Source organism: Amycolatopsis circi (assembly GCF_003385235.1).
Classification (GTDB): Bacteria; Actinomycetota; Actinomycetes; order Mycobacteriales; family Pseudonocardiaceae; genus Amycolatopsis; species Amycolatopsis circi.
This window is the reverse complement of sequence record NZ_PQIA01000061.1, coordinates 1-21977: the sequence shown is the minus strand read 5'-3', so window position 1 is coordinate 21977 and position 21977 is coordinate 1. Positions and strand designations below refer to the sequence as shown.

At 69.4% G+C, this 21977-nt stretch carries 24 protein-coding genes and 1 tRNA gene; 15 read left to right on the top strand and 10 right to left on the bottom strand.

Translation table 11 applies throughout. The features are described 5' to 3' along the window. Positions 1-10 precede the first annotated feature (10 nt). A complete protein-coding gene (locus D0D37_RS24655; RefSeq protein WP_116202938.1) occupies positions 11-805 on the top strand; it encodes an IclR family transcriptional regulator in 795 nt (264 codons plus the stop codon). A 23-nt stretch (positions 806-828) separates the two neighbouring features. Here D0D37_RS24655 and D0D37_RS24650 read toward each other — a convergent pair whose 3' ends face one another. Beyond that, positions 829-1173, bottom strand: a complete 345-nt coding sequence (locus tag D0D37_RS24650) for an MmcQ/YjbR family DNA-binding protein (RefSeq protein ID WP_116202937.1) — start codon at positions 1171-1173, stop codon at positions 829-831. 434 nt (positions 1174-1607) lie between these two features. Between D0D37_RS24650 and D0D37_RS24640 the strand changes: the two genes are divergently transcribed. From D0D37_RS24640 to D0D37_RS24605, 8 genes are all read left to right on the top strand, one after another. Then, on the top strand, positions 1608-1850 hold the full coding sequence (locus tag D0D37_RS24640; protein WP_244223658.1) for a hypothetical protein: 243 nt from the start codon (positions 1608-1610) through the stop codon (positions 1848-1850). Positions 1851-1855: 5 nt separating this feature from the next. Further along, positions 1856-2923: a serine hydrolase domain-containing protein gene (locus D0D37_RS24635; RefSeq protein ID WP_116202936.1), complete on the top strand. Its 1068-nt coding sequence runs from the start codon at positions 1856-1858 to the stop codon at positions 2921-2923. A 22-nt stretch (positions 2924-2945) separates the two neighbouring features. After that, the gene (locus D0D37_RS24630) at positions 2946-4007 is read left to right on the top strand and encodes a serine hydrolase domain-containing protein (protein WP_116202935.1); all 1062 of its coding nucleotides are present in this window, start codon (positions 2946-2948) and stop codon (positions 4005-4007) included. 199 nt (positions 4008-4206) lie between these two features. After that, positions 4207-5424, top strand: a complete 1218-nt coding sequence (locus D0D37_RS24625; RefSeq protein WP_116202934.1) for an LppP/LprE family lipoprotein — start codon at positions 4207-4209, stop codon at positions 5422-5424. Positions 5425-5991: 567 nt separating this feature from the next. Next, complete coding sequence (locus tag D0D37_RS24620) at positions 5992-7008, top strand: alpha/beta fold hydrolase (protein ID WP_116202933.1); 1017 nt, start codon at positions 5992-5994, stop codon at positions 7006-7008. Continuing rightward, complete coding sequence (locus D0D37_RS24615) at positions 7008-7475, top strand: SRPBCC family protein (RefSeq protein ID WP_116202932.1); 468 nt, start codon at positions 7008-7010, stop codon at positions 7473-7475. Before D0D37_RS24620 ends, D0D37_RS24615 begins: the two co-directional genes overlap by 1 nt. 20 nt (positions 7476-7495) lie before the next feature. Beyond that, positions 7496-8389: a helix-turn-helix transcriptional regulator gene (locus D0D37_RS24610; RefSeq protein ID WP_116202931.1), complete on the top strand. Its 894-nt coding sequence runs from the start codon at positions 7496-7498 to the stop codon at positions 8387-8389. Then, positions 8386-9273, top strand: a complete 888-nt coding sequence (locus D0D37_RS24605) for an aldo/keto reductase (RefSeq protein ID WP_116202930.1) — start codon at positions 8386-8388, stop codon at positions 9271-9273. Before D0D37_RS24610 ends, D0D37_RS24605 begins: the two co-directional genes overlap by 4 nt. Before the next feature lie 250 nt (positions 9274-9523). Here D0D37_RS24605 and D0D37_RS24600 read toward each other — a convergent pair whose 3' ends face one another. Beyond that, entirely contained in the window at positions 9524-9967 is a 444-nt protein-coding gene (locus tag D0D37_RS24600; protein WP_116202929.1) for a MarR family winged helix-turn-helix transcriptional regulator, read from the bottom strand. A 56-nt stretch (positions 9968-10023) separates the two neighbouring features. On the opposite strand from D0D37_RS24600, the gene D0D37_RS24595 reads away from it, so the two are divergent. From D0D37_RS24595 to D0D37_RS24585, 3 genes are all read left to right on the top strand, one after another. After that, positions 10024-10983: an amidohydrolase family protein gene (locus tag D0D37_RS24595; protein ID WP_162834451.1), complete on the top strand. Its 960-nt coding sequence runs from the start codon at positions 10024-10026 to the stop codon at positions 10981-10983. Between the two features lie 491 nt (positions 10984-11474). Beyond that, the gene (locus D0D37_RS24590) at positions 11475-13151 is read left to right on the top strand and encodes a right-handed parallel beta-helix repeat-containing protein (RefSeq protein ID WP_116202927.1); all 1677 of its coding nucleotides are present in this window, start codon (positions 11475-11477) and stop codon (positions 13149-13151) included. Between the two features lie 14 nt (positions 13152-13165). Beyond that, on the top strand, positions 13166-13567 hold the full coding sequence (locus tag D0D37_RS24585) for a hypothetical protein (RefSeq protein ID WP_116202926.1): 402 nt from the start codon (positions 13166-13168) through the stop codon (positions 13565-13567). A 481-nt stretch (positions 13568-14048) separates the two neighbouring features. Here D0D37_RS24585 and D0D37_RS48510 read toward each other — a convergent pair whose 3' ends face one another. Continuing rightward, complete coding sequence (locus tag D0D37_RS48510; protein WP_279630335.1) at positions 14049-14174, bottom strand: hypothetical protein; 126 nt, start codon at positions 14172-14174, stop codon at positions 14049-14051. 261 nt (positions 14175-14435) lie between these two features. After that, a tRNA-Ile gene (locus D0D37_RS24580) sits at positions 14436-14509 on the bottom strand. A 154-nt stretch (positions 14510-14663) separates the two neighbouring features. Here D0D37_RS24580 and D0D37_RS24575 point away from each other — a divergent pair. After that, positions 14664-14924, top strand: coding sequence for a hypothetical protein (locus D0D37_RS24575; protein WP_208720126.1), 261 nt, complete (start codon positions 14664-14666; stop codon positions 14922-14924). A gap of 12 nt (positions 14925-14936) precedes the next feature. On the opposite strand, the gene D0D37_RS24570 is transcribed toward D0D37_RS24575, so the two are convergent. Beyond that, entirely contained in the window at positions 14937-15536 is a 600-nt protein-coding gene (locus tag D0D37_RS24570) for a TetR/AcrR family transcriptional regulator (RefSeq protein WP_116202924.1), read from the bottom strand. 44 nt (positions 15537-15580) lie between these two features. Between D0D37_RS24570 and D0D37_RS24565 the strand changes: the two genes are divergently transcribed. Beyond that, positions 15581-16030, top strand: a complete 450-nt coding sequence (locus D0D37_RS24565) for an SRPBCC family protein (RefSeq protein WP_116202923.1) — start codon at positions 15581-15583, stop codon at positions 16028-16030. A 50-nt stretch (positions 16031-16080) separates the two neighbouring features. Here D0D37_RS24565 and infA read toward each other — a convergent pair whose 3' ends face one another. The 4 genes from infA to D0D37_RS24545 form a co-directional block, all read right to left on the bottom strand. Continuing rightward, a complete protein-coding gene (infA, locus tag D0D37_RS24560) occupies positions 16081-16302 on the bottom strand; it encodes a translation initiation factor IF-1 (RefSeq protein WP_116202922.1) in 222 nt (73 codons plus the stop codon). Continuing rightward, positions 16292-17083, bottom strand: a complete 792-nt coding sequence (locus D0D37_RS24555) for a GNAT family N-acetyltransferase (protein WP_116202956.1) — start codon at positions 17081-17083, stop codon at positions 16292-16294. The genes infA and D0D37_RS24555 overlap by 11 nt, the downstream gene beginning before the upstream one ends. A gap of 191 nt (positions 17084-17274) precedes the next feature. Then, positions 17275-18207, bottom strand: coding sequence for an NADP-dependent oxidoreductase (locus D0D37_RS24550; protein WP_244223657.1), 933 nt, complete (start codon positions 18205-18207; stop codon positions 17275-17277). Next, on the bottom strand, positions 18207-18842 hold the full coding sequence (locus tag D0D37_RS24545; RefSeq protein WP_208720125.1) for a DsbA family oxidoreductase: 636 nt from the start codon (positions 18840-18842) through the stop codon (positions 18207-18209). Before D0D37_RS24545 ends, D0D37_RS24550 begins: the two co-directional genes overlap by 1 nt. 96 nt (positions 18843-18938) lie before the next feature. Here D0D37_RS24545 and soxR point away from each other — a divergent pair, with 96 nt between their 5' ends. Beyond that, positions 18939-19391, top strand: coding sequence for a redox-sensitive transcriptional activator SoxR (soxR, locus tag D0D37_RS24540; RefSeq protein WP_116202920.1), 453 nt, complete (start codon positions 18939-18941; stop codon positions 19389-19391). Between the two features lie 78 nt (positions 19392-19469). Here the strand turns inward: soxR and D0D37_RS24535 are convergent, their stop codons facing one another. Continuing rightward, positions 19470-21740, bottom strand: a complete 2271-nt coding sequence (locus D0D37_RS24535) for an ATP-binding cassette domain-containing protein (RefSeq protein WP_167493566.1) — start codon at positions 21738-21740, stop codon at positions 19470-19472. Positions 21741-21977 lie beyond the last annotated feature (237 nt).

The window sequence follows — 21977 nt, the reverse complement described above, 5'->3', positions numbered from 1 at the left end:
CAATGGCCGGATGCCGGACCCCGACGACCGCGCTACCCCGCCCGGTCTGCCGCAGACCGCGGACCGCGCGCTGCAGGTGCTGCTCGCGTTCGACCGCGCCCGCCCGGAATGGGGAGTCACCGCGGTGGCCCGCGAGTTCGGGCTGCACACGTCGATCGCCCAGCGGCTGCTGGCGGTGCTGGCCCACCGCGGTTTCCTCGTCCGCGACGACAGCACCCGCAAGTACCGGATCGGCCCGGCCGCCCTGCACCTCGGCCGGCTGTGGGACCGGGCCGGGGCGCTGGACCTGCTGGTGGTCCCGGTCCTGTCCGACCTAGCCGCCCAAACCGGGCACGCCGCCCTGCTGTCCCTCCCCGACGGCGCGCACACCCGGTGCGTGCTGGCCGCGGAAGGCGCGGACGGACGGCTGCGCGGCTACTCGCTGGTCGGCGAGTTGTACCCGGCGCACGCGGGCGCGACCAGCAAGGCGTACTTCGCGTTCCTGCCCGAAGAAGAACGCGACCGGCTGTTCGCCGACCGCCCCATGGCACGGTTCACGCCGGACACGGTCACCGACCTGGCCGTCCTGCGCGGACAACTGGCCGAGGTCGCGCAGCGAGGCTGGGCGTTCACCACCGGCGAGTACGACACCGGCGTGGCGACCCTCGCGGTACCGGTGTTCTTGCGCGGCGAACCGTACGGCAGCCTGTCCGTCGGCTGGTCCGCTTCCCGCTTCGACCACGATCCGGAGCAGTGGGTGGATTTGCTGAGGCGGGGCGCGGAGTTGATCGAACTGCGGCTTTCCCGGCCGGTTCCGCGGCGGTGACGATGACCGTCGGCCGTCGCGGGTCAGCCGGCGTCGAGGAACGCCGTCGCCACTTTCTTCGGCACGCACATCATCCAAGCGTTCACGACCAGTTCTTCGAGTTCTTCGGCGCCGAGTTCGCTCAGAGACGCGCGGACCCAGTTGAAGCGCAGATCCGACTCCCGGGGAAACTGGAACTTGCCCGGCTCGGCGGCGACGAGCCCGGCGCGATGCTCCTTCGGATACGCGAACCCCATCGTCGTCTCGTCCGGCGACAACGCGAGGTAGACAAGCCGTCCGACGCGGAACTTCACCTGATCCCGCACGACTGCCTCCTCGCTGCGCGGCAACGACCCGGCGATCGCGCGAATGTCCTCGGCAGTGACCACTGCTCCTCCAACTGTTGCCGCAGACTGGCCCTGTGGCGGGTAACGCTATCCGATTTTCACCAGCACATTCCCGTCTTACGGAAACTCCGCGCGGTCGCCGAGGGGACGACCCCGATCGTCGGGGTCACGAAGGCGGGTTATGTCGACGGGTTGGGCCGCGCTCAAGGCCTCGAGCTGACCGACGCGGAGGTCGCGAAATTGGAGTCCCTGGCGGCTGCCGCGGGGGTCGACACGCGCGGGAGATGGGAGCGCGACATGGAGCGAGATTCCTCGATTCGCTGGAACGCCTGATGCAGGGCGGAACCTCGGCGGGACGGCACTCAAGCACATCCGCGACATCTTCGCGAGGCTGCGGCCCGATACCAGGGGGTTCCGACCGGCCTGAACGACTTCACGGTAGCGCTGGCGCTACCGTGAAGTCGGGGGTTGAAGGCATGTTGGCGAGCACCGGCCGTTTCTATGTCGTCGGCATGGAAATGGAAGCTTCCCGCAGCCGCCAGGCCGGCGGTCCGGTCGGCACCGCCGTGCTCTGCCTGATCTTCACCGCCAGCGCCGCCACGAACTCGATCGGCGGTTTCACCGGGCTGGACAGCATGTTCCGGATGACCTCCGGCGGGATCGCCGTCGCGTGCCTGCTGATCCTGATCGTGCGCTTCGTCGCGCGCCGCAAGGACTGACGCCGATGTTGAACACTGTGCCGTTGGTCCTGGCCGCGTCGCTGCTCTCCCCCGCGGTGCCGGCTGCCGCTGCTCCGGACCCGGTTCGCACGCTCGCGCGGGACATCGTCTCGTCCGGCGCGACCGGCGTGCAGATCCGGACGGTCCACAACGGACACTCTCGTACCGTGACCGCCGGAGTGTCCGAACTGGACTCCCGACGACCGGTCTCGCCCACCGGACGGTTCCGGATCGGCAGCGCGACCAAGATGTTCACGTCCACTGTGGTCCTTCAACTCGTCGCCGAACACCGCCTGCAACTGGACGCACCGGTCGAGCAATACCTGCCCGGACTGCTGCCGCACGGCAAAGAGATCACCGTGCGGATGCTCCTGCAACACACCAGCGGCCTTTACGACTACACCCAGTCCCTCCCGCTGAACGGACCCGAACTGGAGAAGATCCGGTACCAGCACTATTCGCCGGAGTCGATGGTCGCGATCTCGACTGCCAGGCCGCCGGACTTCCCGCCTGGCAGCAAACATTCCTACTCCAACACCAACTTCATCGTGCTCGGGATGCTCATCGAGCGAACCACCGGGCACGCATGGGGCGCCGAAGCGGCACAGCGCATCCTTCGACCGCTCGGACTGCGCCACACGTCGGTTCCCGGGGACCGCACCGGAATCCCGGGTCCGCACGCGCACGGATACCAGGAGATGAACGGGAAGCTCGTCGACGTCACCGACCTGAACCCGAGCATGGCCTGGTCGGCCGGCGAGATCATCTCCACCACGGCGGACCTGGACAAGTTCGTCCGCGCGCTGGCGACGGGGCGGCTGGTTCCGCCGGACCTGCTGGCGCAGATGACCGAGCCGCGTTCCGCGACCGAGGAGTACGGGCTGGGGTTGCGAACCCCGACCACCGCGTGCGGAACGCGCGTGTTCGGGCATACCGGCGGGATTCCTGGTTTCCAGACCGTCGCATTCACCAGCCCGGACGGGAAACGGCGCGTCGAGGCTTCGGTGACATTGGGGCGGGGCCCGGATTTCGACTGGACCCGCACCGTGCTCGACAAAGTTTTTTGCAGCTGACCAACTCTGAACGAGGAAACCAATGCTCACCACTGTGCCCTTAGTCCTGACCGCCGCCCTGCTCGCGCCCGCCGCACCGGCCGCGGCCGACCCCGTTCGCACGGTCGCGCAAGAAACGGTCGCGGCTGGCGCGACCGGCGTGCAAATCCGCTCCGTCCGGGACGGACACGCCCGCACGGCCACCGCCGGAGTGTCCGAACTGGACTCCCGGCGACCGGTCTCGCCGACCGGACGATTCCGGATCGGCAGCACGACCAAATCGTTCGTGGCCACGGTGGTCCTGCAACTCGTCGCCGAACACCGCATCGGCCTGGACACCCCCGTCGAGCAGTATCTGCCCGGGCTGCTGCCGCGCGGCAAAGAGATCACCGTGCGGATGCTCCTGCAACACACCAGCGGCCTCTACAACTACCTCCGGACGATCTCGCTCAAGGGTGCCGATCTGGAGAAAATCCGCTACACGCACCATTCGCCGGAGTCGCTGGTGGCGGTCGCGACCGCGCAGCCGCTCGATTTCCCGCCAGGAAGCAAGTTTTCGTACTCCAATACCAACTACGTCGTGCTCGGCATGCTCATCGAACGAACCGCCGGACATGCCTGGGGCGACGAGGTGGCCAAGCGGATCCTGCGCCCGCTCGGCATGCACCAAACGATGATTCCCGGCGACCGCACCCGGATTCCGGGCAAGCACGCGCACGGGTATCAGGAGATGAACGGGAAAATGGCCGACATCACCGAACTGAACCCGAGCATCGCCGGCGCCTCCGGTGAGATGATCTCCACCACCGCGGACCTGGACAAATTCGTCCAAGCGCTCGCGGCGGGGCGGCTGGTGCCATCGGCGCTGCTGGGGCAGATGACCACCCCGCGATCGGCGTCCGAGGAGTATGGGCTGGGAGTGCAGACCCGGACCACACCGTGCGGGATCCCGGTTTTCGGGCACACCGGCGGAATTCCCGGATACGGGACTATCGCGTTCACCAGCGCGGACGGGAAGCGCCGGGTGGAAGCTTCGCTGACGCTCGGGCGCGGACCCTCGGACGACGCCTTCTACTCGTTGATCGACAAGGTGATCTGCGCCTGACCGACGCACGGCCTGGGCACCGGGCCCAGGCCGTGCTAACAGCGCAGATCGTCAAACCCGCTCGGCAGGCTCGACAGCCATCGGCCCCGGCTTGACCGGCCTCAGCGGACGAACGTTCGAGCGGCCCCAGTATTTCAGCGCTCAGTAACGCGATCCGGACTCCCTCCGTCTGTCTTGGTACAAACGAGGAGCCTGCGCAATGACCGATTCCCTTTCCGGCGGCCCCGCACCGTGGCCGAGCGCTCCACCCGCCGCGTTCCCGTGCCCGTACTGCGCACAACCCGTCCAGGCAGGCGCGGCGCTGTGCTGGCGGTGCGGCAGCCGGCTGGTTCCCGCGGCCACACCGGGCGAGACCGCTCGACGGTTCGCCGCCGCGACCGGACTGGCCGCGGGCGGCGTGCTTGTCGGGGTGTCGCCGGTCCTGCCCTGGTTTCAGGTGCTGCTGCTGGGGAACGCGAACCTGTTCGACGTCGCCCGCCTGGCAAACAGCCGGATCCTGCCGCTCGTCCTTCTTCCCGTCGCGCTGACGGTCTGCGGGGTCGCCGCGATCATCGCCGCTGTCGTGCTGCGGGAGGGCGTCGCCGCCCGGGCGACCGGTTTCGTCCTGTTCGGCGTCGCCGGAGTCCTAGGCGGACTGCTCCTCGTCAGTCTGCTGAGCGGTCTCGCCAACACTGGCGACCTCCTCCGCATCGGCCTCGGTCCCTGGGTCAGCGTCACCGGTGCGCTCTTCATGCTCCTCGGCGCGGTGGTGCCGCAACCCGCCAGCCGACAGCCGCGTGCCTCGGGCCGCGCCGTCTTCTCCAGCATCACGTGCACGGTCGCCATCGTGGTCGCCGCGCTGGGATTGACCGCCGCCGTCGGAATCGAGCGGGCAAACCGCGCCACCGCGGACAATGCGGCGGCCACGCTGACACCGACCCCGGCCGCCCCCTCGCCGGAACCCGTTCTCCCGGCACCGCCCACCAGCGCCCCGCAGTCCAGCGCGCCGACCTCCGTCACGACCGAGGATTCAGAACCACCGGCCGCCCCGCGCAACACCCTCGCCGACGCCGAAGCTGTCGTCCGAGCGAAGGGGTACCGCCCTTATCCGGGCACCTCCTGGGAATCGGCCAGCGGCTTGCAGGTCATCCTCGCCACCATCACCGAGTCAGGCGACGGCTACGCGAACCGAGCCTTCTTCTTCAACGACGGCAAGTACCTCGGCACCGACACCTCAGCCGACAGCGCCGGAATCCAAGCGTCGTGGTCCACCGACACCACCGTCGCCCTCTCCTACGAGCTATACAACGCCGAAGACCCGCTGTGCTGCCCCACCGCCAACGCGGCGGCCGTCCGCTACCACTGGACCGGAACCCGCCTCATCCCCCTCGACGCCATCCCGCCCGACGACCCCGCCGCGAACCCGAGTCGACGCTGACCGTCTGCACACCGTGGAAAACCGTGGCCAGCACAGCTATTCCCGATCTCGACCACGACACTTTCAGCGACCGGTGCAGGCAGGTGAACAACCGTTTCAAGAGCGAGAACGAGGCCGTCTTCCTCACGCGATGGCCCGCCTGTGACCGTCGTCGTGGCGCACCAGTTGCGCTGCGGCCACTTCATCTCGCTTCATTGGTGAAGCAAGGGTGAGTGCAGGATTTCACATCTGACTTCATCTTCTCATCGCCGACTTCATATCCGATTCGTTTATGAAGTGAGTTCGAGACAAGCGGTCCGACGACGTCCTCGGGCGCTCCCGCTCGTCGGCCGCCTCCGATGTCCGGGTCCGGTAGCGGCCGGTGCCGATCTCGATGATCAGTTCGGGTGCGCGACCAGGTTCCGGTGCCACGCCGGATGATCGTCCGCGTTGTCGCGGAAGCAGGCCCCAGGTTGTATGCGGGCTCCTGTCTTCCGGTTGCCGGGGTGGTCGCCGTGGCGCGGACGAGGTGCGCCTGGGTGCGGCGCACCCAGGCGCGACTCGTTGGCCGTGCGTAGTTTTCGATGCATGGAGACAACGACCGAACCACGTTCTTTCTGGGCCGCGACCCCGGCCAGGACCTCACGCCGCGGGCATTTCTGGATTCCCGGCGAACGGGTGGCCATGGACGGCAAGACGTTCCAGCGCGGGCCGATGTTCGTGGCCTGGGAGGCGCCGGAGCACGTGACCCGGCGCTACCCCATCGTGCTCGTGCACGGCGGTCTGCTGCAGGGCACGGAGTGGCTGGACACGCCCGACGGGCGGCCCGGTTGGGCGCAGCGACTGGTGGAAGCCGGGTATGCGGTGCTCGTGGTGGACCGTCCCGGGCACGGCCGCTCCCCGTACCACCCCGAGGTGATCGGCGCGATGGCCGCGCCGTTCTCCTACGAAGAAGGGCGGCACGTCTTCTTTCCGCCCGAGGCCGCCGCGGCCCAAACCCAGTGGCCCTTCGCCCCGGACGACGACGACGCGTTGGACGCGTTCATCGCGCCGTTCGGCGGGCTGCCCGGCGACCTGGCCGCCTCCCAGGAGATGGACGCCGATCGGCTGGCTCGGCTGCTGGACCGGATCGGCCCCGCGGTCGTGGTGACCCACTCGGCCTCGGGCCCGGACGGCTGGCTGCTCGCCGACCGGCGTCCCGGCCTGGTCGCGGCGGTCGTCAGCGTGGAGCCGATGGGTCCCCCGTTCGGCGCGACACCGGGCATCGGCTCGCTGGACTGGGGGCTGACCGCCGCCCCGGTGGCTTTCGACCCGCCGCGCGCCAACGCCGAGGAGGTCCGCGCCGCCGATCCGGCCACGCTGCGGATACCGGCGCTGACCGGGCTCCCGGTGGCGGTGGTGACCGGCGAGACCGCGGTGTTCGCCGCCTACGCGCCCGCCATCGTGGACTTTCTCGCCACCGCGGGCGCCGCCGCCGAGCACTTGCACCTACCCGACCACGGAGTGCTCGGCAATGGGCACGGCCTGATCTACGAGACCAATTCGGACCAGGCCCTCCAGCCGGTGTTGCGCTGGCTGGACGCGAACGCGGGCGGCGGGGCCTGATGCCCGAGATCGTCGCCAGCACCACCGTGTCAGCCGACGCGGCGGCGGTGTGGCGCGTGGTCCGCGACTTCGGCGGCCTGCCCGCGTGGCAGCCCGCCGTCACCGACAGCGCACTGGGCGAGGGCGACGCGCCCGACCGCGTAGGCAGCGTGCGCACCCTCACGACGGCCGACGGGGGCACGGTCGTCGAAGCCCTGGCGTCGCACGACGACAGCGAGCGGTCGCTGTCCTACGAGATCCTCGATTCCCCGTACTCGGTCCGCCGCTACCGGGGAGCCATCCGGGTCGCACCGGTCACGACCACCGGCGAATCGTTCGTCGAGTGGTCGGTGGTGTTCGACTGCGACGCGGCCGAGGCCGACGCGCTGGTCGCGTTGTTCCGCGACGGCGTGCTCGCCACCGGCCTGCGCGGGCTTGCCGAGCACGTGCGGAGGGCGGGCGCCGCGCACCCAGGTGGTGTCCGTTGACCCTCGGTACGGTCGGCGGCATGGATCGAGGCAACGAACTCGGCGACTTCCTCCGCGCCCGCCGCGACCTGGTCTCGCCGGGACAGGCGGGGGTGCCCGACGACGGCACTCGCCGCAGCGTCCCGGGGCTTCGGCGAGAGGAGGTCGCGCTGCTCTCGGGGGTCAGCGCGGACTACTACACCCGGCTGGAGCAGGGGCGCGAGCGACACCCGTCCGAACAGGTCCTCGATGCGATCGCGCGGGCGCTTCGCCTGGACGCCCACACCGCGGCGCACCTGTTCCGGCTCGCCCAGCCGCCGTCGACGACCGCGAGCCAGGTCTCGCCGCAGACAGTCGCCCCGCAGTTGCTGACCTTGATGGACCACTTCCTGCACGTGCCCGCCACCGTCGTCGGGCCCGCGCTGGACGTGCTGGCCGCCAACGCGCTCTCGGCCGCCCTGTACAGCGGGTTCGCCCGCCAGGACAACCTGCTGCGCATGGTGTTCCTGGACCCCGCCGCGCCGGAGTTCTACGCGGACTGGGAGCGGGCGGCCCGAGGAGTCGTCAGCAACTTCCGGGCCGCGTCCGCCCCCTTTCCGGACGATCCGCGGATCGCCCAGGTCGTCGGCGAGCTCACCGTGCGCAGCCCGGCGTTCGCCTCGTTCTGGGCGCACCACGAAGTCCGCCCGCGCGCCGGCGAGGACAAACACCTCCGCCACCCGCTGCTCGGCGACCTCCGCCTGCGGTACCAAGGCTTCTCGGTGCTCGACGCGCCCGGCCAACAGCTGTTCGTCTACACCGCCGAGCCGGCGAGCCCGAGCGCCGACGGGCTGGCCCTGCTGGGCAGGCTCGCCGCCGAGTCCGGCGCGCGGACCGAGCCGACCCGGTCGCACACCGAGGCCCAGCAGACCCGAACCGACGAGGATCACAGATGACTGTCCAGCGTGTTCCCGCGCAGGCCGCCGGGACGTTCGACCTTGGCGGCGACCTTGCGGTCAACCGGCTCGGCTTCGGGACCATGCGGCTGCCGGGGCCGGGTGTGTGGGGCCCGCCGACCGACCACGACCAGGCGATCGGAGTGCTGCGGCGCGCAGTCGAACTCGGGGTGAACTTCCTCGACACCGCCGACTCCTACGGGCCCCACGTCGCCGAGGAACTGATCCGCGAGGCACTGCACCCCTACCCGGAAGATCTCGTGATCGCGACCAAGGCCGGACTCACCCGCTTCGGCCCGATCACCCGCCCGGGCCCCGGCCAGTGGCCGCCGCTGGGACGGCCCGAATACCTGCGCCAGCAAGCGGAGATGAGCCTGCGCCGTCTGCGACTGGACCGCATCGACCTGTTCCAGCTGCACCGCGTCGACCCGAAGGTGCCCTTCGCCGACCAGATCGGCGAACTGGCCAGGCTGCGAGAGGAAGGCAAGATCCGCCACATCGGCCTGTCCGAGGTCTCCGTCGACCAGATCAAGGCCGCGCAGCAGATCGCGCCGATCGTCTCGGTGCAGAACCGCTTCAACCTGACCGACCGCACCGCGCAACCCGTGCTCGACCACGCGGCCGGACACGGCATCGCGTTCATCCCCTTCTTCCCGCTGGCAACCGGCGCACTGGCCGGCACCGGCGGCCCGCTGGCCGAGCTGGCCGCCACGCACCAGGCCACGCCAGCCCAGCTGGCGCTGGCCTGGCTGCTCAAACGCTCGCCGGTGATACTGCCGATCCCCGGCACGACGTCGGCAGCCCACCTCGAAGAGAACGTCCTCGCCGCCGGTATCGAACTCACCGACAGCGAGCACGACGCGCTCTCGGCCGCCGCCGCCTGACCCACGGTCACGCCACCGCACAGCCACCGGCGAGCACGGCCTAACCGAAGCACTCCTGGTGTCTGCTGGCATATCCGGCCGAAGCGGACCGGGACCAGCCCCGCAAGCTGCCGCCTCAACTGAGGCGACGTCAGGATGAGCCTTCGTTCGGTCAGGCACACCACAGTCAAGCAAGATCAACATGTCACCCGCAGCGAGACCCTGCAATGAGATCGGGCCGTCCGGTCGTTGCCGTGGACACGCCGGATCACTACTCGGACGAGTCCGGCACACCGCCGCGGAGAAAGGCGTGCAGTGTGTCGAGAAGTTCCGCGACGCGGTCGGGTCCGACGGCATCGAATCGGCGTTGCAGTTCTGGTCGGATGCGCCGCGCGATGAGGCCGACGATCCGGCGTCCCTCGTCGGTCAGGCTGACCGTGAGTCGTCGCGCATCGGCCGTGGCGCTGGAGCGCTGCAGCAGGCCGGCGCGAACGAGGCGGGTGATGGTGCGGCTCGTCGCGCTCGGGTGGGTGCTCAGCTGCCGCGTCAGCTCCGTTGGCGACACCGCTCCGCGGGAAGCGGCGCGCAGCACCATGAACTCGCTCACGTCCAGCTCCGCGATCTCGGCGATGTGCTGCCGGGCGTCGTCGACGATCAGCCGATTCACCCGGTACAGCGCCTCCACGAAATCGAGCACCGCACTGTCTGCTCCCATCGGCGTACGATAGCACCTGTCAATAGTTGACAGGTGTAAAGCACTGGAGGATTGTCGTGCAACGGTTCGATGTGCATGCTCATGCGGTCGCGTCGGGAACGGATGCCGCGTCCTTCCAAGCGGCCCAGGCGCTGATGAAGCGCGAAGGGTTCGCCGGCAGCATTCCGGGTGCCGGCTGGAGCGTCGACGGAGCACTGCGATTCATGGACGAGCAGGGCATCGCGTTGCAGCTGCTGTCGATGCCCGGCGCGCTGGACGCGGAGCAGGCGAGGACGTGGAACGAGCACACCGCCGGCATCGTGGCAGCGCATCCGGACCGGTTCGGGCTGCTGGCGGCACTGCCCATGGCAGACCCCGACCGTGCCGTCGACGAGATCCGCTACGCGACCGATCAGCTGCACGCCGACGGGTTCGCCCTCGCCACCAACTATGACGGCGCGTACTTGGGCGACGCCCGCTTCGAGCCAGCCTTCGCAGAACTCGACCGGCGCCGGCTGCCGGTGTTCGTGCACCCAGCGATGCCGCCGGGGTTCGACCGGCTGGGCCTCGGCCGGCCGGGACCGCTGATCGAGTACCCGATGGACACGGCCCGCACTATCGTCGACGCGATCTTCGCCGGAGTGCTGCTGCGGCACCGGAATCTCCGCCTCGTCCTCGCCCACGCCGGGGGCGTACTCCCCACGCTGCAGGACCGCATCGCCCTCCTCGGATCCGAGCCGTGGGTCGCGAACCCGTTGCAGCTGACCTCGGAACAGCTGACCGAGCAGCTCCGCAGCCTCTACCTGGACACCGCGATCGGGGGCGGCCCCGCCGGCATCGTTCCCGCCGTCGAGATGGTCGGCGCGGACCACCTCGTCTTCGGCACCGACTACCCGCCGGCGGGTACCGACGTCATCACCGCCACGTCGAAGAATCTCCGGAACACCCTCGACCGCGCCGGACAGCAGCAGATGGAGGCAGCCTTCGCCCGCCTGTTCCCGAATGCGGCCGCCCGCGCCGCCTCGGGCCCTCACTGAGCCTGCTCGCCAGGGCCGGTGACGGAGGAGGCGATGGCCCGATTTCGTACCTCAGCGATCCCCCATGTTCGGCCGGACCGGCCGAGCTGCCCGACCTGGAAAGGCGGCACTCCGGCTCTCGGCGCAGGCGACTCTGCCAGTGATACGCGAACTGACTGACGCACCTCGAGAAGACCGACCCGCCAGCGGTGCGTGCGCCGCTGTGGACAGTGGCCAGAGGATTCCACAGGAGGCGGTCAGTCGCTGACTCGCCCAGACCGAGGCGGGCCGTGCTCTGTCCAGAACTGAACAACGCGCATCGGTGCGACCATCCGGTGGCTCGAAGTCTTGTGCGTCCACATCGCACAGCCGAAACGAAGATGTGCCAGCCGACAGCTCCCCGGGGCACCGTAGACAAGTGCCGGGCCGCTCCGCCGAACGGCGCGCTCTGGCTTATTCCCCTTGCGACAGGACGCTCACCGCTATGCTCGGGAGCCACAGGAGGGGACAGGATGGCGGTCAGAGTCCGGGTTTCGCCTGGCAAGCGCGGCGCTCACCGGAGCATCGAGTCGGCACTGCGCAGTGCCGCCGGGCGGCGAGGGTCGTGCGTTGTCGAGGTGGATCCGGGGCGTTATCCGGAAAGCCTGTTCGTGCAGGGGGACGTGCGGATCACCGCGCGGCGGCCGGGGACGGTGGAGATCTGCCCGCCGACCGGTGCGGGCGTCGTGGCCTCGGGTGCCGTCCGGCTGGAGGGCCTCGTGCTCCGGGCGCGGGACAACGACGTGGTCCGCTGCGCTGCCGGCACCCTCGCGATCAGCGCGTGCACCCTCGTCGCACACGGGGACACCGCCGCGTTGCACGGGCCGCCCGGCAGCTCCGTCACGGTGACGGACACCGAGCTGCGGTACGGCCGCGCGCTCTTCACCAGTTCGCGCGCCCTGATCGAACGATGTGTCTTCACCGACTCCGCCAACAGCGGGCTGGCTGCCACCGCCGGCGCCGACGTCACCGTTCGCCACAGCCAATTCGACCGGTGCCGGATCCACGGCGTGCTCTCCCGCAGTGCCCGCGTCGCCGTAACCGGCTGCCGGTTCACCGGCACCGGCGACGCCGCGGTCGCCGCGGACCAGAACGGGCACCTCGATGTCGCCGACTGCCGTATCGAAGCCGCGCAGACCACCGGCATTCGCTACGCCCAGCGGGCCTGCGGCACGATCACCGGCACGCACGTCGACCCGACCGACACCGGGCTGGTGGTCGCCGACGGCGCCGACCCGCTCGTGCGCGGATGCACCTTCGAAAGCCCCCGGGTGGCCGGAATCGACGTGAACACCCACGGAGCCGGGCGGTTCGAGAACGTCACCGTCCGGCAGGCGCGGAAGTTCGGCATGTTCGTGGCCACCCAGGGCACGCCGGTCCTGACCGGCTGCCGCTTCGTCGGCGGCAAGGTCGGGATCTACGTCGAGAACGCCCGCCTGGTTGCCGCGGACACGGTCCTCGAGGGGTTGGACAACGTCGCCGTGCGGTTCGCCGGCCAGGGGAATTCCGAGCTGACCGGGCTGCACGTCGCGCGCTGTCCCGTCGCGGTCGAAGCCAACGGAACCACCGACGTTCACGTCACCGAAGCGCAAGTGCACGACTTCGAACTCGTCGGATTGCTCGGGCACGAGAATTCGTCGATACACGCCGCGAAGTGCACGGTGTCCGGCGGCCAAATCGCGTTCAGCGCGAGCAGCAGCGCCCATCTGGACCTGAACGACTGCCAGGCCAGCGACACCGAACTCAGCGGCGCGGGCGTTTTGGGCACGGCGACGCTGACCGCACGGCGGCTCACTGTTTCCGGGTCGGCGTCCATGGGCGTCTTCGTCGCGGAGAAGGCCAACCTGGTTCTCGCCGACAGCGTCTTCACCGGCACGACGACCGCCGGCCTGAATTTGCACGGCGCGACGGCTCTCGTCCGAAACGTCGACGTGATCGGGTCCGAGGGCTGCGCCGTTCACCACAACGGCAGCGCCGTGCTGAAAGAGTTCCGCTCGCCGCTGCGGGTGATCGAGGTCGAGCCGGAGCCCGAGCCGCCGCCGATCGTGCACAACTACCACGGCCCGGTCATCCACGGGGACGTCGTCCAGTCCGTGCTCACCTGGGGCAACACCGTCGTCCAGCAGGCAACACCCGACCACCGCACCTGACCGGGAGGAAACCCTTGCCCACCGAAGAGCACAACTACCACGGTCCGGTGATCCACGGCGGCGTGCACAATTCGCAGCTGGCCTGGAACAACCGGAACGTCACGCAGAACTTCGCGCACACCGAGCAAGTGGCACCCGGGTTCGAAACCGTCGCCCAGGTCGTCGCCGAGGTCAAGCGGCAGCTCGGCGACCTCGGCCTGCCCGAAGCGGACGCCCGCGACGCCCGCGAAACCGCCGACGCCGTCCTCGCCGAGGTGGTCAAGCCGAAGCCGGATCGAGGCATCGTCCGCACCGGCCTCACCGCGCTGAAAGGCCTGCTGGCCCAGCTCGCGATGGGCCTGCTCACCGGAGCACGCGAGGGCGCCGTCGAAACCGGCAAGAAGCTGGTGCACGCGCTCAGCCAGCTGCCCCTCTGAGCTTCGCCTGTCCCGCGCTTCACGGTCTACAGTGGACGGTCCGAAGCCGGCACCGTCCGCACCGCGTTCCCGACCGGGTGCCGTCCGACGTACTCCGAAGGCTACCGTTCGGACGTGTCGGCCAGGCAGTGCCAGCGTTGGCAGGTGTTTCGGCGCGTGTTCTGGCCGAACCGTTGCTGGCCTTGGTGATTGCGCAGGCGTAGTCCCGCAGATGCTGACAGCCGAGCGGCGACTCTGGCATCAGCCGTTGGCTTGCGCTCTCACCCGCAGATGCGCGGGTGAGCGGGCAATTCGCCGCGCCGAACGAGCCACCCGACCTGGATTCCGCAGTCGATCAGCACCAGAATGATCGCCCGGCCCCGGAGTTCGACAAACCCTTTCCTTTTCGCAGTGGCCAGCAGCGCCTTCAACTCATTTTCGCGCAAGACCGTCGGAGGATTATCCGGGACGTGGGGCAGCTCCTTTGGCGACGTAGCTGTGCTCACCGGTGCGGAAATCCGGGCCGTTGGCGGAGATATTCGAAATAACGCTCCAGCTCCCGGCGTCCAATATCGGAAGCCACCATCGAGATGTTTTCGTCGTCGAGGTAGTTGACCAGCATGGCCACGCTGTCGAGGCAGGCGTCGATCGCGGAGTCGGCGCGGTTCTTCGCCCTCAGGTGCGTTCTCCAGCCCGAGACCAGCTCGATGACATCATCGGCTCCAGCACCTCCGCGGGTGCCTCGACGGCGGTCAGGAAAACAGGCTTACTCGAACAATCCCTTGCTCTACGAGCCCTGTTCTCGTTTCCGGTGCCCCCGGAGACCTCGGACCAAGATCGTTGACGCGACCGTTTCCGCAGGTCAGACGCTATACAAGGGGAGGCAGAGTGGGCCGGGTCGGGCTCGAACCGACGGCCAAGGGATTATGAGTCCCCTGCTCTAACCAACTGAGCTACCGGCCCCTGGGTTCGCTTCCGCAGGTCGATCCCCCCAGTTCACGTCAACTTAGCACAGGGGCCGCGCGGGCCGGGGGCGTAGGCCGATCGGGTCGGGAACCCTCGCGGACGCCTCCGGTCGCCTAGATTGCTGGGGGTCGGGTCCCGAGAGGAGACCGCCATGCCCATCCCAGGACGGGTTTCGCTCGCGCTTCTCGATGCCCTCGCCGCCGGTCTCGGGCTGGGTTATCTCGCCCGCGACTACCGCGACACCCTCGTCTCGCACGGGCCGGTGCTGTCGATTGCCGCGGTCGTCGGGGTTGCGGTAATCGTGCTGGCATACCAGGGATACCGCGCGCTTCGCAGTGCGAACACCCGCCTGGACGCGATAATCGCGGACGAGCTGTCCCGACGTAGGCCGTCGCCGCGGCCTCGGCGGTGACGTACCCGGGCATCATCCACGAACAGCGCCGCCCAGTTCGAGAATGGCGCCGTACAGGCCCGGTGCGAGAGCCTCGGCCAGGCCGCCGGGCGGAACCGCTTCGCGTAACAGGTGTAGCCAGGCGAAGACTGAACCGAGCAGCATCGCGTGGACTGCGGGGATCTCGGGTCGTCGGGCGAGTTCGCCGCGGGCGATCGCGCGGTCCAGGACTTCGACCAGGTAAGCCCGTTCCCGCACCAGGAACAGTTCGCCGAGGCGGGCGGTGGGCGCGTCCTCGGTGCGGAGATCGGCCAGCAATCCGGGCAGGGCGTTGCGCACCTGTGGTCCGTCCAAAGCGGACTGAATGTCGGCGAGAACGCCTGCCACGTCGCCGCGCAAGGTACCGGTGTCGGGTGCCGTCAGGTCGTCGTCGTGCACGACCGCTGCGAAGACGAGTTCCGCCTTCGACTTCCAGCGCCGATAGAGCGCAGCCTTGCCGACCCCGGCGCGCGCGGCGATCGCGTCGACCGTGCACCGCTGGTAGCCGACCTCCTCCAGCAGCTCGTTGACCGCGGCCTGCACCGCCACGTCGATCCCCTGCTCCCGCGGCCGTCCGCGCCGGTTGTGCGTCATAGCGCACAGTTTACGAGACTGGCAGTTCCGTATATCTTCGGGGCATGACCTGGGACAAAACCTCCACCCGCACCCTCGACGTCGACCCGGCCGCGCTCTGGGATGTCCTCGCCGACGTGGAGGACTGGCCGCGCTGGGATCCGGACGTCGCGCGAGTCGTGCTCCACGGGCCGATCACGACGGGTTCGACCGGATTCCTTTACCCCAGCGGCGGATTCCGCGGCAGCGTGCACGCGAAAATCGCGAAGGACTTCACCTTCACGAGCTGGCGGCCCGGCCACGAATTCACGCTCTGCCAGCCTGTTCCGCTCGGGAAGATGGACCTCCGGCTGAGCGTCGCGGCCGTCCCCGGCGGGGCCGAACTGACCCAGCGCATCGTCCTCGACACCCCGCTGAGGGCGGTCATGGTGCTGATCATCGGCGGCGACATCGTGGCGAACTTCGGCCCGAAATGCGACGCGCTGGCCCGGCTCGCCGCCGCGAAAGCGAGCTGACCGCCCTCGCGGCCCGGGCCAGGAGCACCAGGACCGCGAGGGCGACCGCGCTAGTTCCGGTACCGGAACAGGATCCGGCCCCGGTCGAGGTCGTACGGGCTCAGTTCCACCAAAACCCGGTCATACGGCACGATCTTGATGAAGTTCTTCCTGATCTTGCCGCTGATGTGGGCCAGCACGTGGTGCCCGTTCGCCAGTTCGACGGTGAACCGGGCGTCGCGCAGGCACTCGACCACGGTTCCCTCGACTTCGATCCCGCCCTTACCGGCCATGGCGCATCAACTCCACCGTGCTGGCGGTCCGCCGCGCGCCGATGCCCTCGAACAAAGCCGTCGCCGCCGTGTTGGCCTCGTTCACCTCGGCCGACGCCTTCGTGATTCCCGCTCGGTGCAGGACGCCGAGCGTGTGAAGCAAGAGCCCGCGCGCGATGCCGCGACGTTGCCGGTCAGCGCGGACGGCGATGAGCCCGATCCGGGGCAGGCGCGTCACCTGAACCACCCGGACCAGACCCACGTATTCGCCGTCCTCGACAGCCACCGCGTACTTCGACGGATCCACGACGGTGTCGCCAGCCGGGCGAGGCAGCACCTCGGCTGGCATCTCCGACCAGCCGACGGACGTCTCGACCTCGGCGCGGACGACGCGGTCCAGCTCGCGCAACGGAGCCTCTTCAGCGGAGCCGGCGGGCAAGAACGTGACGGCCGGCGGCGGGCTGACCAGCCCGATGCCGGGCGGATCGGTGGGCACGACGTATTCCCACTCGCGCCGCCGGATCGTCAGCCCGGCCTGCTGCCAGCCGTCCAGCAGTTCGCGGTCGGTTTCGTCGACCACCGTGTGGAGCGCGTCCGGCAGCGCGGCCAGCATCTCGCGGGCGAGCTGGTCGAAGACGGAGCGGTGCCAGGCGTCGATGCTCAGGAAGACCCGTCCATCGGGCCGGGCGGTGGCCTCGCCGCGACCGGCCAGCCGGCCGTCGTCCAGCGCCTGCCACAATCCCGGTTCGACTCGGGTGATGCTCACCGCGGGTTCGCCCGCGGTGAAACGCACAGTGTCCATGATGGTCACCTTTCGGAGTGCCTTGTGTGCAAGGCGCTCCTGGCAACCCCTACGTCAGTCGCCCGACCGTGACGACACGGGGAGCACCCACATCGAAACAGCGTTCATGGGGCTCACCTCCCGGCGTCGAGTCACGGTCGGAGCGAACCATAACGGCGCGCTACGACCGCGTCCACCGATTTAATTTCCGCTCAGCCGATCCGCAGCACCACCTTGCCGCGACCATGACCGGCGGCCACGTCGCGGTGAGCGCTCGCGGCGTCCTCCAGCGGGTACTCCGCCCGGACGGTCACCCGCAGTTCGCCGCGCGCGCACAGGTCGAGCACCTCGCCGAGCCGCCGGGCGGACCGGTCGCTGGCGATCCACTGCGCGCCGAGTTCCGCGGCCAACGCCGGCTCCACAATGGATCCAATCCGGCCGCGATCAGCCACCATTTCCGCCGCAGTACGAAGATTCTCGTGCCCGGCAGTGTCGAAAGCGAGGTCTATACCTTCTGGAGCAGCTTCCCGGAGACGGTCTAGTTCGCCTTCGCCGTATATCACTGGGATGGCACCAAGCGCGCGGAGATACCCCTGGTTCTCCGCACTTCCGGTCCCGATCACGCGCAGTCCGCGGTCGCGCGCCAACTGGACCGCCATTGAGCCGACGCCTCCAGCCGCGCCGTGAATCAGAATCGTCTCACCGGACCGCGCGGCGAGACGCTCCAACGCGGTGTGCGCGGTCTGCCCGGACGCGGACAACGCTCCAGCCGTCAGCCAATCGACGCTCTCCGGCTTGAGGGTCACCTGGCTGACCGGCACATTGACGTACTCGGCATAGCAGTCCAGTACCCGGAACCCGGCAACCTGTTGTCCTGCCTCGAATTCGGTCACTCCAGTGCCGGCCTGGACGATCGTCCCGGCGAACTCGTTGCCGAGGATCTGCGGGAACTCGACGGTCGCGCCCGGCGGCGTCCAACCGTCCCGGATCGCGACGTCGGTCGGCTGAACGCCAGCGGCCTCGACGCGCACCAGCACCTCCCCCGGTCCCGCGACCGGCGTCGGCAACTGGTGGACGGTCAGCCGTTCAGCAGGTCCGAACTCGTCGATCGCGGCGGCGCGCATCACAGCGGGAATCTCGGACATCACGCCACCGCCTTCGCTGCCGACCGGACGAATTCCGCCAGCTCCGCGACACTGCGTGCGCCGGAAAGAAGGCGGTCGCCATGGACGACAGTCGGTACCGAACGAACGCCGCGAGCCTGCCCCTCTTCGTGATCCGCCAACACTTCCGCCGCGTACTCCTCGTTCTCGCCGAGCGCGACCACCTCGGCGCGCTCCAAGCCGGTTTCCAGCTTCGCCAGCACACTCCAGTCCGCCACGTCGAGGTTGTCTCGCAGATGCGCGGCGAACATCGCCTCCCACGCCGCCGTTTCGTCCAGACCTCGAGCCGCGGCCAGCTTCAGCACGCGATGAGCAGGCCGGGAATCGAGCGCCCACGCGGTGTCCATGCGCACGGTCAGCCCGTCCGCGCGCCCCGCCTCCTCGATCCGGTCCCGGCGCAGCCCCCAGTCCGCCTCGCTGATCCCCCATTCGACCGCCGCGACCTCGCCGATCCGCCGCCGCCCCGGGCCGGGCCCTTCCGGCGCCAGAAGAAAACTCCGGTGCTCGATCCGCGCCGCGACACCGGACTCCGCAATCGCTTGCGCGAGGCGGCGATGCCCCATCCAGCACCACGGACACAGCACGTCGGCCCATACCCGCAGGGTCGTAGTCGTCACAAAATCCCCTTCACGCGCGATCCTCGCCGCCGGCCGGGCGGTGCTTACAGTGGACTTCATCAAGCGGACTTGAGGTCAAGCACGGAAAGAGCTGCCATGCCCCAGATCACGCGCGAGGTCGTCTGGCTGAAGCCGGGACAGATCGCCGAACGCGCCGGAGTGAGCGTCCCGACGCTGCACTATTACGAGAGCCGCGGGCTCATCGCGAGCAGGCGCACGAGCGGCAACCGGCGCGAGTACCGCCGCGACACGCTGCGCATGATCGCCTTCATCCGGACCGCGCAGCGGGTCGGGGTGTCGCTGGAAGAGATCAAGGCCGCGCTCGCCGAACTGCCGGACCAGCGCATCCCCACCAAACGCGACTGGGCCCGGATTTCCCGCCGCTGGCACGACCGGCTCACCGTGCGGATCGAGGAACTGACGGCGCTGCGCGACCGCTTCACCGACTGCATCGGCTGCGGCTGCCTGTCGCTGAAATCCTGCCCGTATTCGAATCCGGACGACGTGCTCGGGCAGAGCGGCGCGGGGGCGCGCCGGTTCCCGCACTGAGCGGCGCGCCCTCTCGTTTAGCTGGCCGTGAGGGGAACCCTGAGGGACTCAGAGTCCGTGAAGGTGGCCCTCACGAACCTACCCAGCGAATCGGCGCTTGCTGCCGAGCGCGGCCCGGAAGTACCGTCCCGTGGCCCCGTCGTGCTCCGCGAGTCCCTTCGGGGTGCCGGTGTAGAGCACCTGGCCGCCGTTGTCGCCCGCGCCGGGGCCGAGGTCGAGCACCCAGTCCGCCGCGGCGACCACGTGCAGCGAATGCTCGACGACCACGAGCGTCCGGCCCTCGTCGACGAGCCGGTCCAGCAGCGCCACCATCCGCGTGGTGTCGCTGGGATGCAGGCCCGCGGTGGGTTCGTCGACGAGCAGGTCGTCGCTGGTCGAATCGAGCTGGCGGGCGAGTTTCAGCCGTTGCCGCTCGCCGCCGGAGAGCGTGTCGAGCGTGCGGCCGCTCGCCAGGTGCCCGAGCCCCAGTTCGCCGAGCAGCGCGGCCAGCCGGACCACGTCCGGATGCGGCACGTACCGGGCCAGCGCCGACACCGGCGTGCCCAGCACCTCGAGCACGGTGCGCCCTTCGAGCCGCGTTTCCAGTGCCTCAGCCCGGAATCCGGTCGCGTCGCACTCCTCGCACGGCGTGTCGACGTCCTCCAGGAACGCCAGGTCAGTCCGCCGGACGCCGGTGCCGCGACAGGCCGGGCAGCCGCCCTGCGAACGCGGGTTGAACAGCTTCGGCGACTCGCCGCTCACCTCGGCGAACGCGCGCTGCACCGGGTCGGCCAGCCCGAGCCAGGTGCCGACCGTCGACCGCGACGTCGCGACGATCTGGCTCTGATTGACCACAGTGAACCGCGGGTGCCGCTCGGCGAGTTCGCCCGCCAGCGTCGACTTCCCGGACCCGGCCACCCCGGTGATCACCGTGAGCACGCCTGTCGGCACGTCGACGTCGATGTCGCGCAAGGTGTGCCGGTCCAGCCCGCGCAACGGCAGCCAGCCGGTCGGCTCCCGCAGCGTGTCCTTGAGCCGGACGCCCGTGCGCAACGCCCGCGCGGTGGTCGTGTCCGCCTTCCGCAACTTCGCCGGCGGGCCGTGAAACACCACGCGTCCGCCCGCTTCTCCCGCTCCCGGGCCCAGGTCGATCACGTGGTCCGCGGCCACCATCACCGCTTCGTGGTGATCCACCACCAGCACCGTGTTGCCGTGATCACGCAACCGCCGTAATACGTCAACCAGGGACGCGACGTCGGCCGGATGCAGCCCGTCCGTCGGTTCGTCCAGCACGTAGGTGAGGTCGGTCAGACTCGATCCCAAGTGCCGCACCAGCTTCAGCCGCTGTGATTCGCCGCCGGACAACGTCGGCGTCGCGCGGTAGCAGTGCAGATGGCCGAGGCCGAGCGTGATCATCGACTCCAGCCGCAACCGCAGCGCCGCCACCAGCGGGCGCGCCCATTCGTGGTCCAGCCCGGCGCAGAACTCCAGCAATCCCGCCGCGTCGCGATACCCGAGATCCACAATGGACACACCGTTGATCCGGCTCTCCCGCGCGGCCGGAGCGAGCCTGCTGCCGCCGCAGTCCGGGCACGGCCGCTGCCGGGTCACGTCGGCGAGCGCCGCGCGCACCGCCGGCCCCATCTTGGCCTCGCGTTCGACCAGCAGCCGCCGGATCCGCGGCACCATCGACTGGTACTTGGCACTGGCCGGGAACCGCGGCAACGGATTCGGCGGCTTCTGCGTCGGCCCGTGCAGCAGGAACTGCACCAGTTCCTCAGGCCATTCCCGCAACGGCAGATCGTTGTCGAAGAATCCCGAGTAGACATAGCGCTTCCAGATCCAGCTGCCGACCGCGAAGCTGGGGAAGACCATCGCGCCGTCGTTGAGCGAACGGCTGCGGTCGATCATCAGCACGCCGTCGATGTCGGTGACCGTGCCGAGCCCCGCGCAAGCCGGGCACATGCCGGACGGGTCGTTGAACGAATAGGCGGGCGAGTACCCCGCGGACGGTTCGCCCAAGCGGGAGAACAACATCCGCAGCATCGTCCACACCTCGGTGGCGGTGCCGACCGTCGAGCGCGAATTCGTTCCGAGCGGCCGCTGATCGACCACGACGACAGTGGTCAGCCCGCTGAGCGAACTGGCTTCCGGAGCCGGATCGTGCGGCAGTTTGGTCCGGACGAACGCGGGCATTGTCGAGTACAACTGCCGCCGCGACTCGGCCGCGAGCGTCGCGAACGCCAGAGACGACTTGCCGGACCCGGAGACGCCGGTGACCGCGACCAGCTGATGCTTCGGAATGTCGACGTCCACGTCGGCGAGGTTGTGCGTGCGCACACCGCGGAGGCTGATCATGTTCGACGGCATGTACCGCAGCGTACGTCCCGGTGGGGGTTCGGGCGGGGCGGGTGGAGCCGGGTTGCGGCTGGCGAAGTTCGGCTGGACGGGTCGGCGCGGCCCGCGACCGGACGAGCACCGGCTGAGCGGACCGGCGATCGCTGCCGGACGAGTTGCAGTCTCGGCGGGTTGCGACTGGCGCGGCGCGACTGGGCGAAGAGCGGCTCGGCGGTCGGGGTCGGCAGGCCGCTGCTGAGCGGCCTGCAG

What these genes read in the sequence shown, in the direction of transcription:
- D0D37_RS24655 (WP_116202938.1), top strand. Translation starts at nt 11, where the DNA reads ATGCCGGACCCCGACGACCGCGCTACCCCGCCCGGTCTGCCGCAGACC.
- D0D37_RS24640 (WP_244223658.1), top strand. Translation starts at nt 1,608, where the DNA reads ATGTTGGCGAGCACCGGCCGTTTCTATGTCGTCGGCATGGAAATGGAA.
- D0D37_RS24635 (WP_116202936.1), top strand. Translation starts at nt 1,856, where the DNA reads ATGTTGAACACTGTGCCGTTGGTCCTGGCCGCGTCGCTGCTCTCCCCC.
- D0D37_RS24630 (WP_116202935.1), top strand. Translation starts at nt 2,946, where the DNA reads ATGCTCACCACTGTGCCCTTAGTCCTGACCGCCGCCCTGCTCGCGCCC.
- D0D37_RS24625 (WP_116202934.1), top strand. Translation starts at nt 4,207, where the DNA reads ATGACCGATTCCCTTTCCGGCGGCCCCGCACCGTGGCCGAGCGCTCCA.
- D0D37_RS24620 (WP_116202933.1), top strand. Translation starts at nt 5,992, where the DNA reads ATGGAGACAACGACCGAACCACGTTCTTTCTGGGCCGCGACCCCGGCC.
- D0D37_RS24615 (WP_116202932.1), top strand. Translation starts at nt 7,008, where the DNA reads ATGCCCGAGATCGTCGCCAGCACCACCGTGTCAGCCGACGCGGCGGCG.
- D0D37_RS24610 (WP_116202931.1), top strand. Translation starts at nt 7,496, where the DNA reads ATGGATCGAGGCAACGAACTCGGCGACTTCCTCCGCGCCCGCCGCGAC.
- D0D37_RS24605 (WP_116202930.1), top strand. Translation starts at nt 8,386, where the DNA reads ATGACTGTCCAGCGTGTTCCCGCGCAGGCCGCCGGGACGTTCGACCTT.
- D0D37_RS24600 (WP_116202929.1), bottom strand. Translation starts at nt 9,967, where the DNA reads ATGGGAGCAGACAGTGCGGTGCTCGATTTCGTGGAGGCGCTGTACCGG.
- D0D37_RS24590 (WP_116202927.1), top strand. Translation starts at nt 11,475, where the DNA reads ATGGCGGTCAGAGTCCGGGTTTCGCCTGGCAAGCGCGGCGCTCACCGG.
- D0D37_RS24575 (WP_208720126.1), top strand. Translation starts at nt 14,664, where the DNA reads ATGCCCATCCCAGGACGGGTTTCGCTCGCGCTTCTCGATGCCCTCGCC.
- D0D37_RS24570 (WP_116202924.1), bottom strand. Translation starts at nt 15,536, where the DNA reads ATGACGCACAACCGGCGCGGACGGCCGCGGGAGCAGGGGATCGACGTG.
- D0D37_RS24565 (WP_116202923.1), top strand. Translation starts at nt 15,581, where the DNA reads ATGACCTGGGACAAAACCTCCACCCGCACCCTCGACGTCGACCCGGCC.
- infA (WP_116202922.1), bottom strand. Translation starts at nt 16,302, where the DNA reads ATGGCCGGTAAGGGCGGGATCGAAGTCGAGGGAACCGTGGTCGAGTGC.
- D0D37_RS24555 (WP_116202956.1), bottom strand. Translation starts at nt 17,083, where the DNA reads ATGGACACTGTGCGTTTCACCGCGGGCGAACCCGCGGTGAGCATCACC.
- D0D37_RS24550 (WP_244223657.1), bottom strand. Translation starts at nt 18,207, where the DNA reads ATGTCCGAGATTCCCGCTGTGATGCGCGCCGCCGCGATCGACGAGTTC.
- soxR (WP_116202920.1), top strand. Translation starts at nt 18,939, where the DNA reads ATGCCCCAGATCACGCGCGAGGTCGTCTGGCTGAAGCCGGGACAGATC.
- D0D37_RS24535 (WP_167493566.1), bottom strand. Translation starts at nt 21,740, where the DNA reads ATGCCGTCGAACATGATCAGCCTCCGCGGTGTGCGCACGCACAACCTC.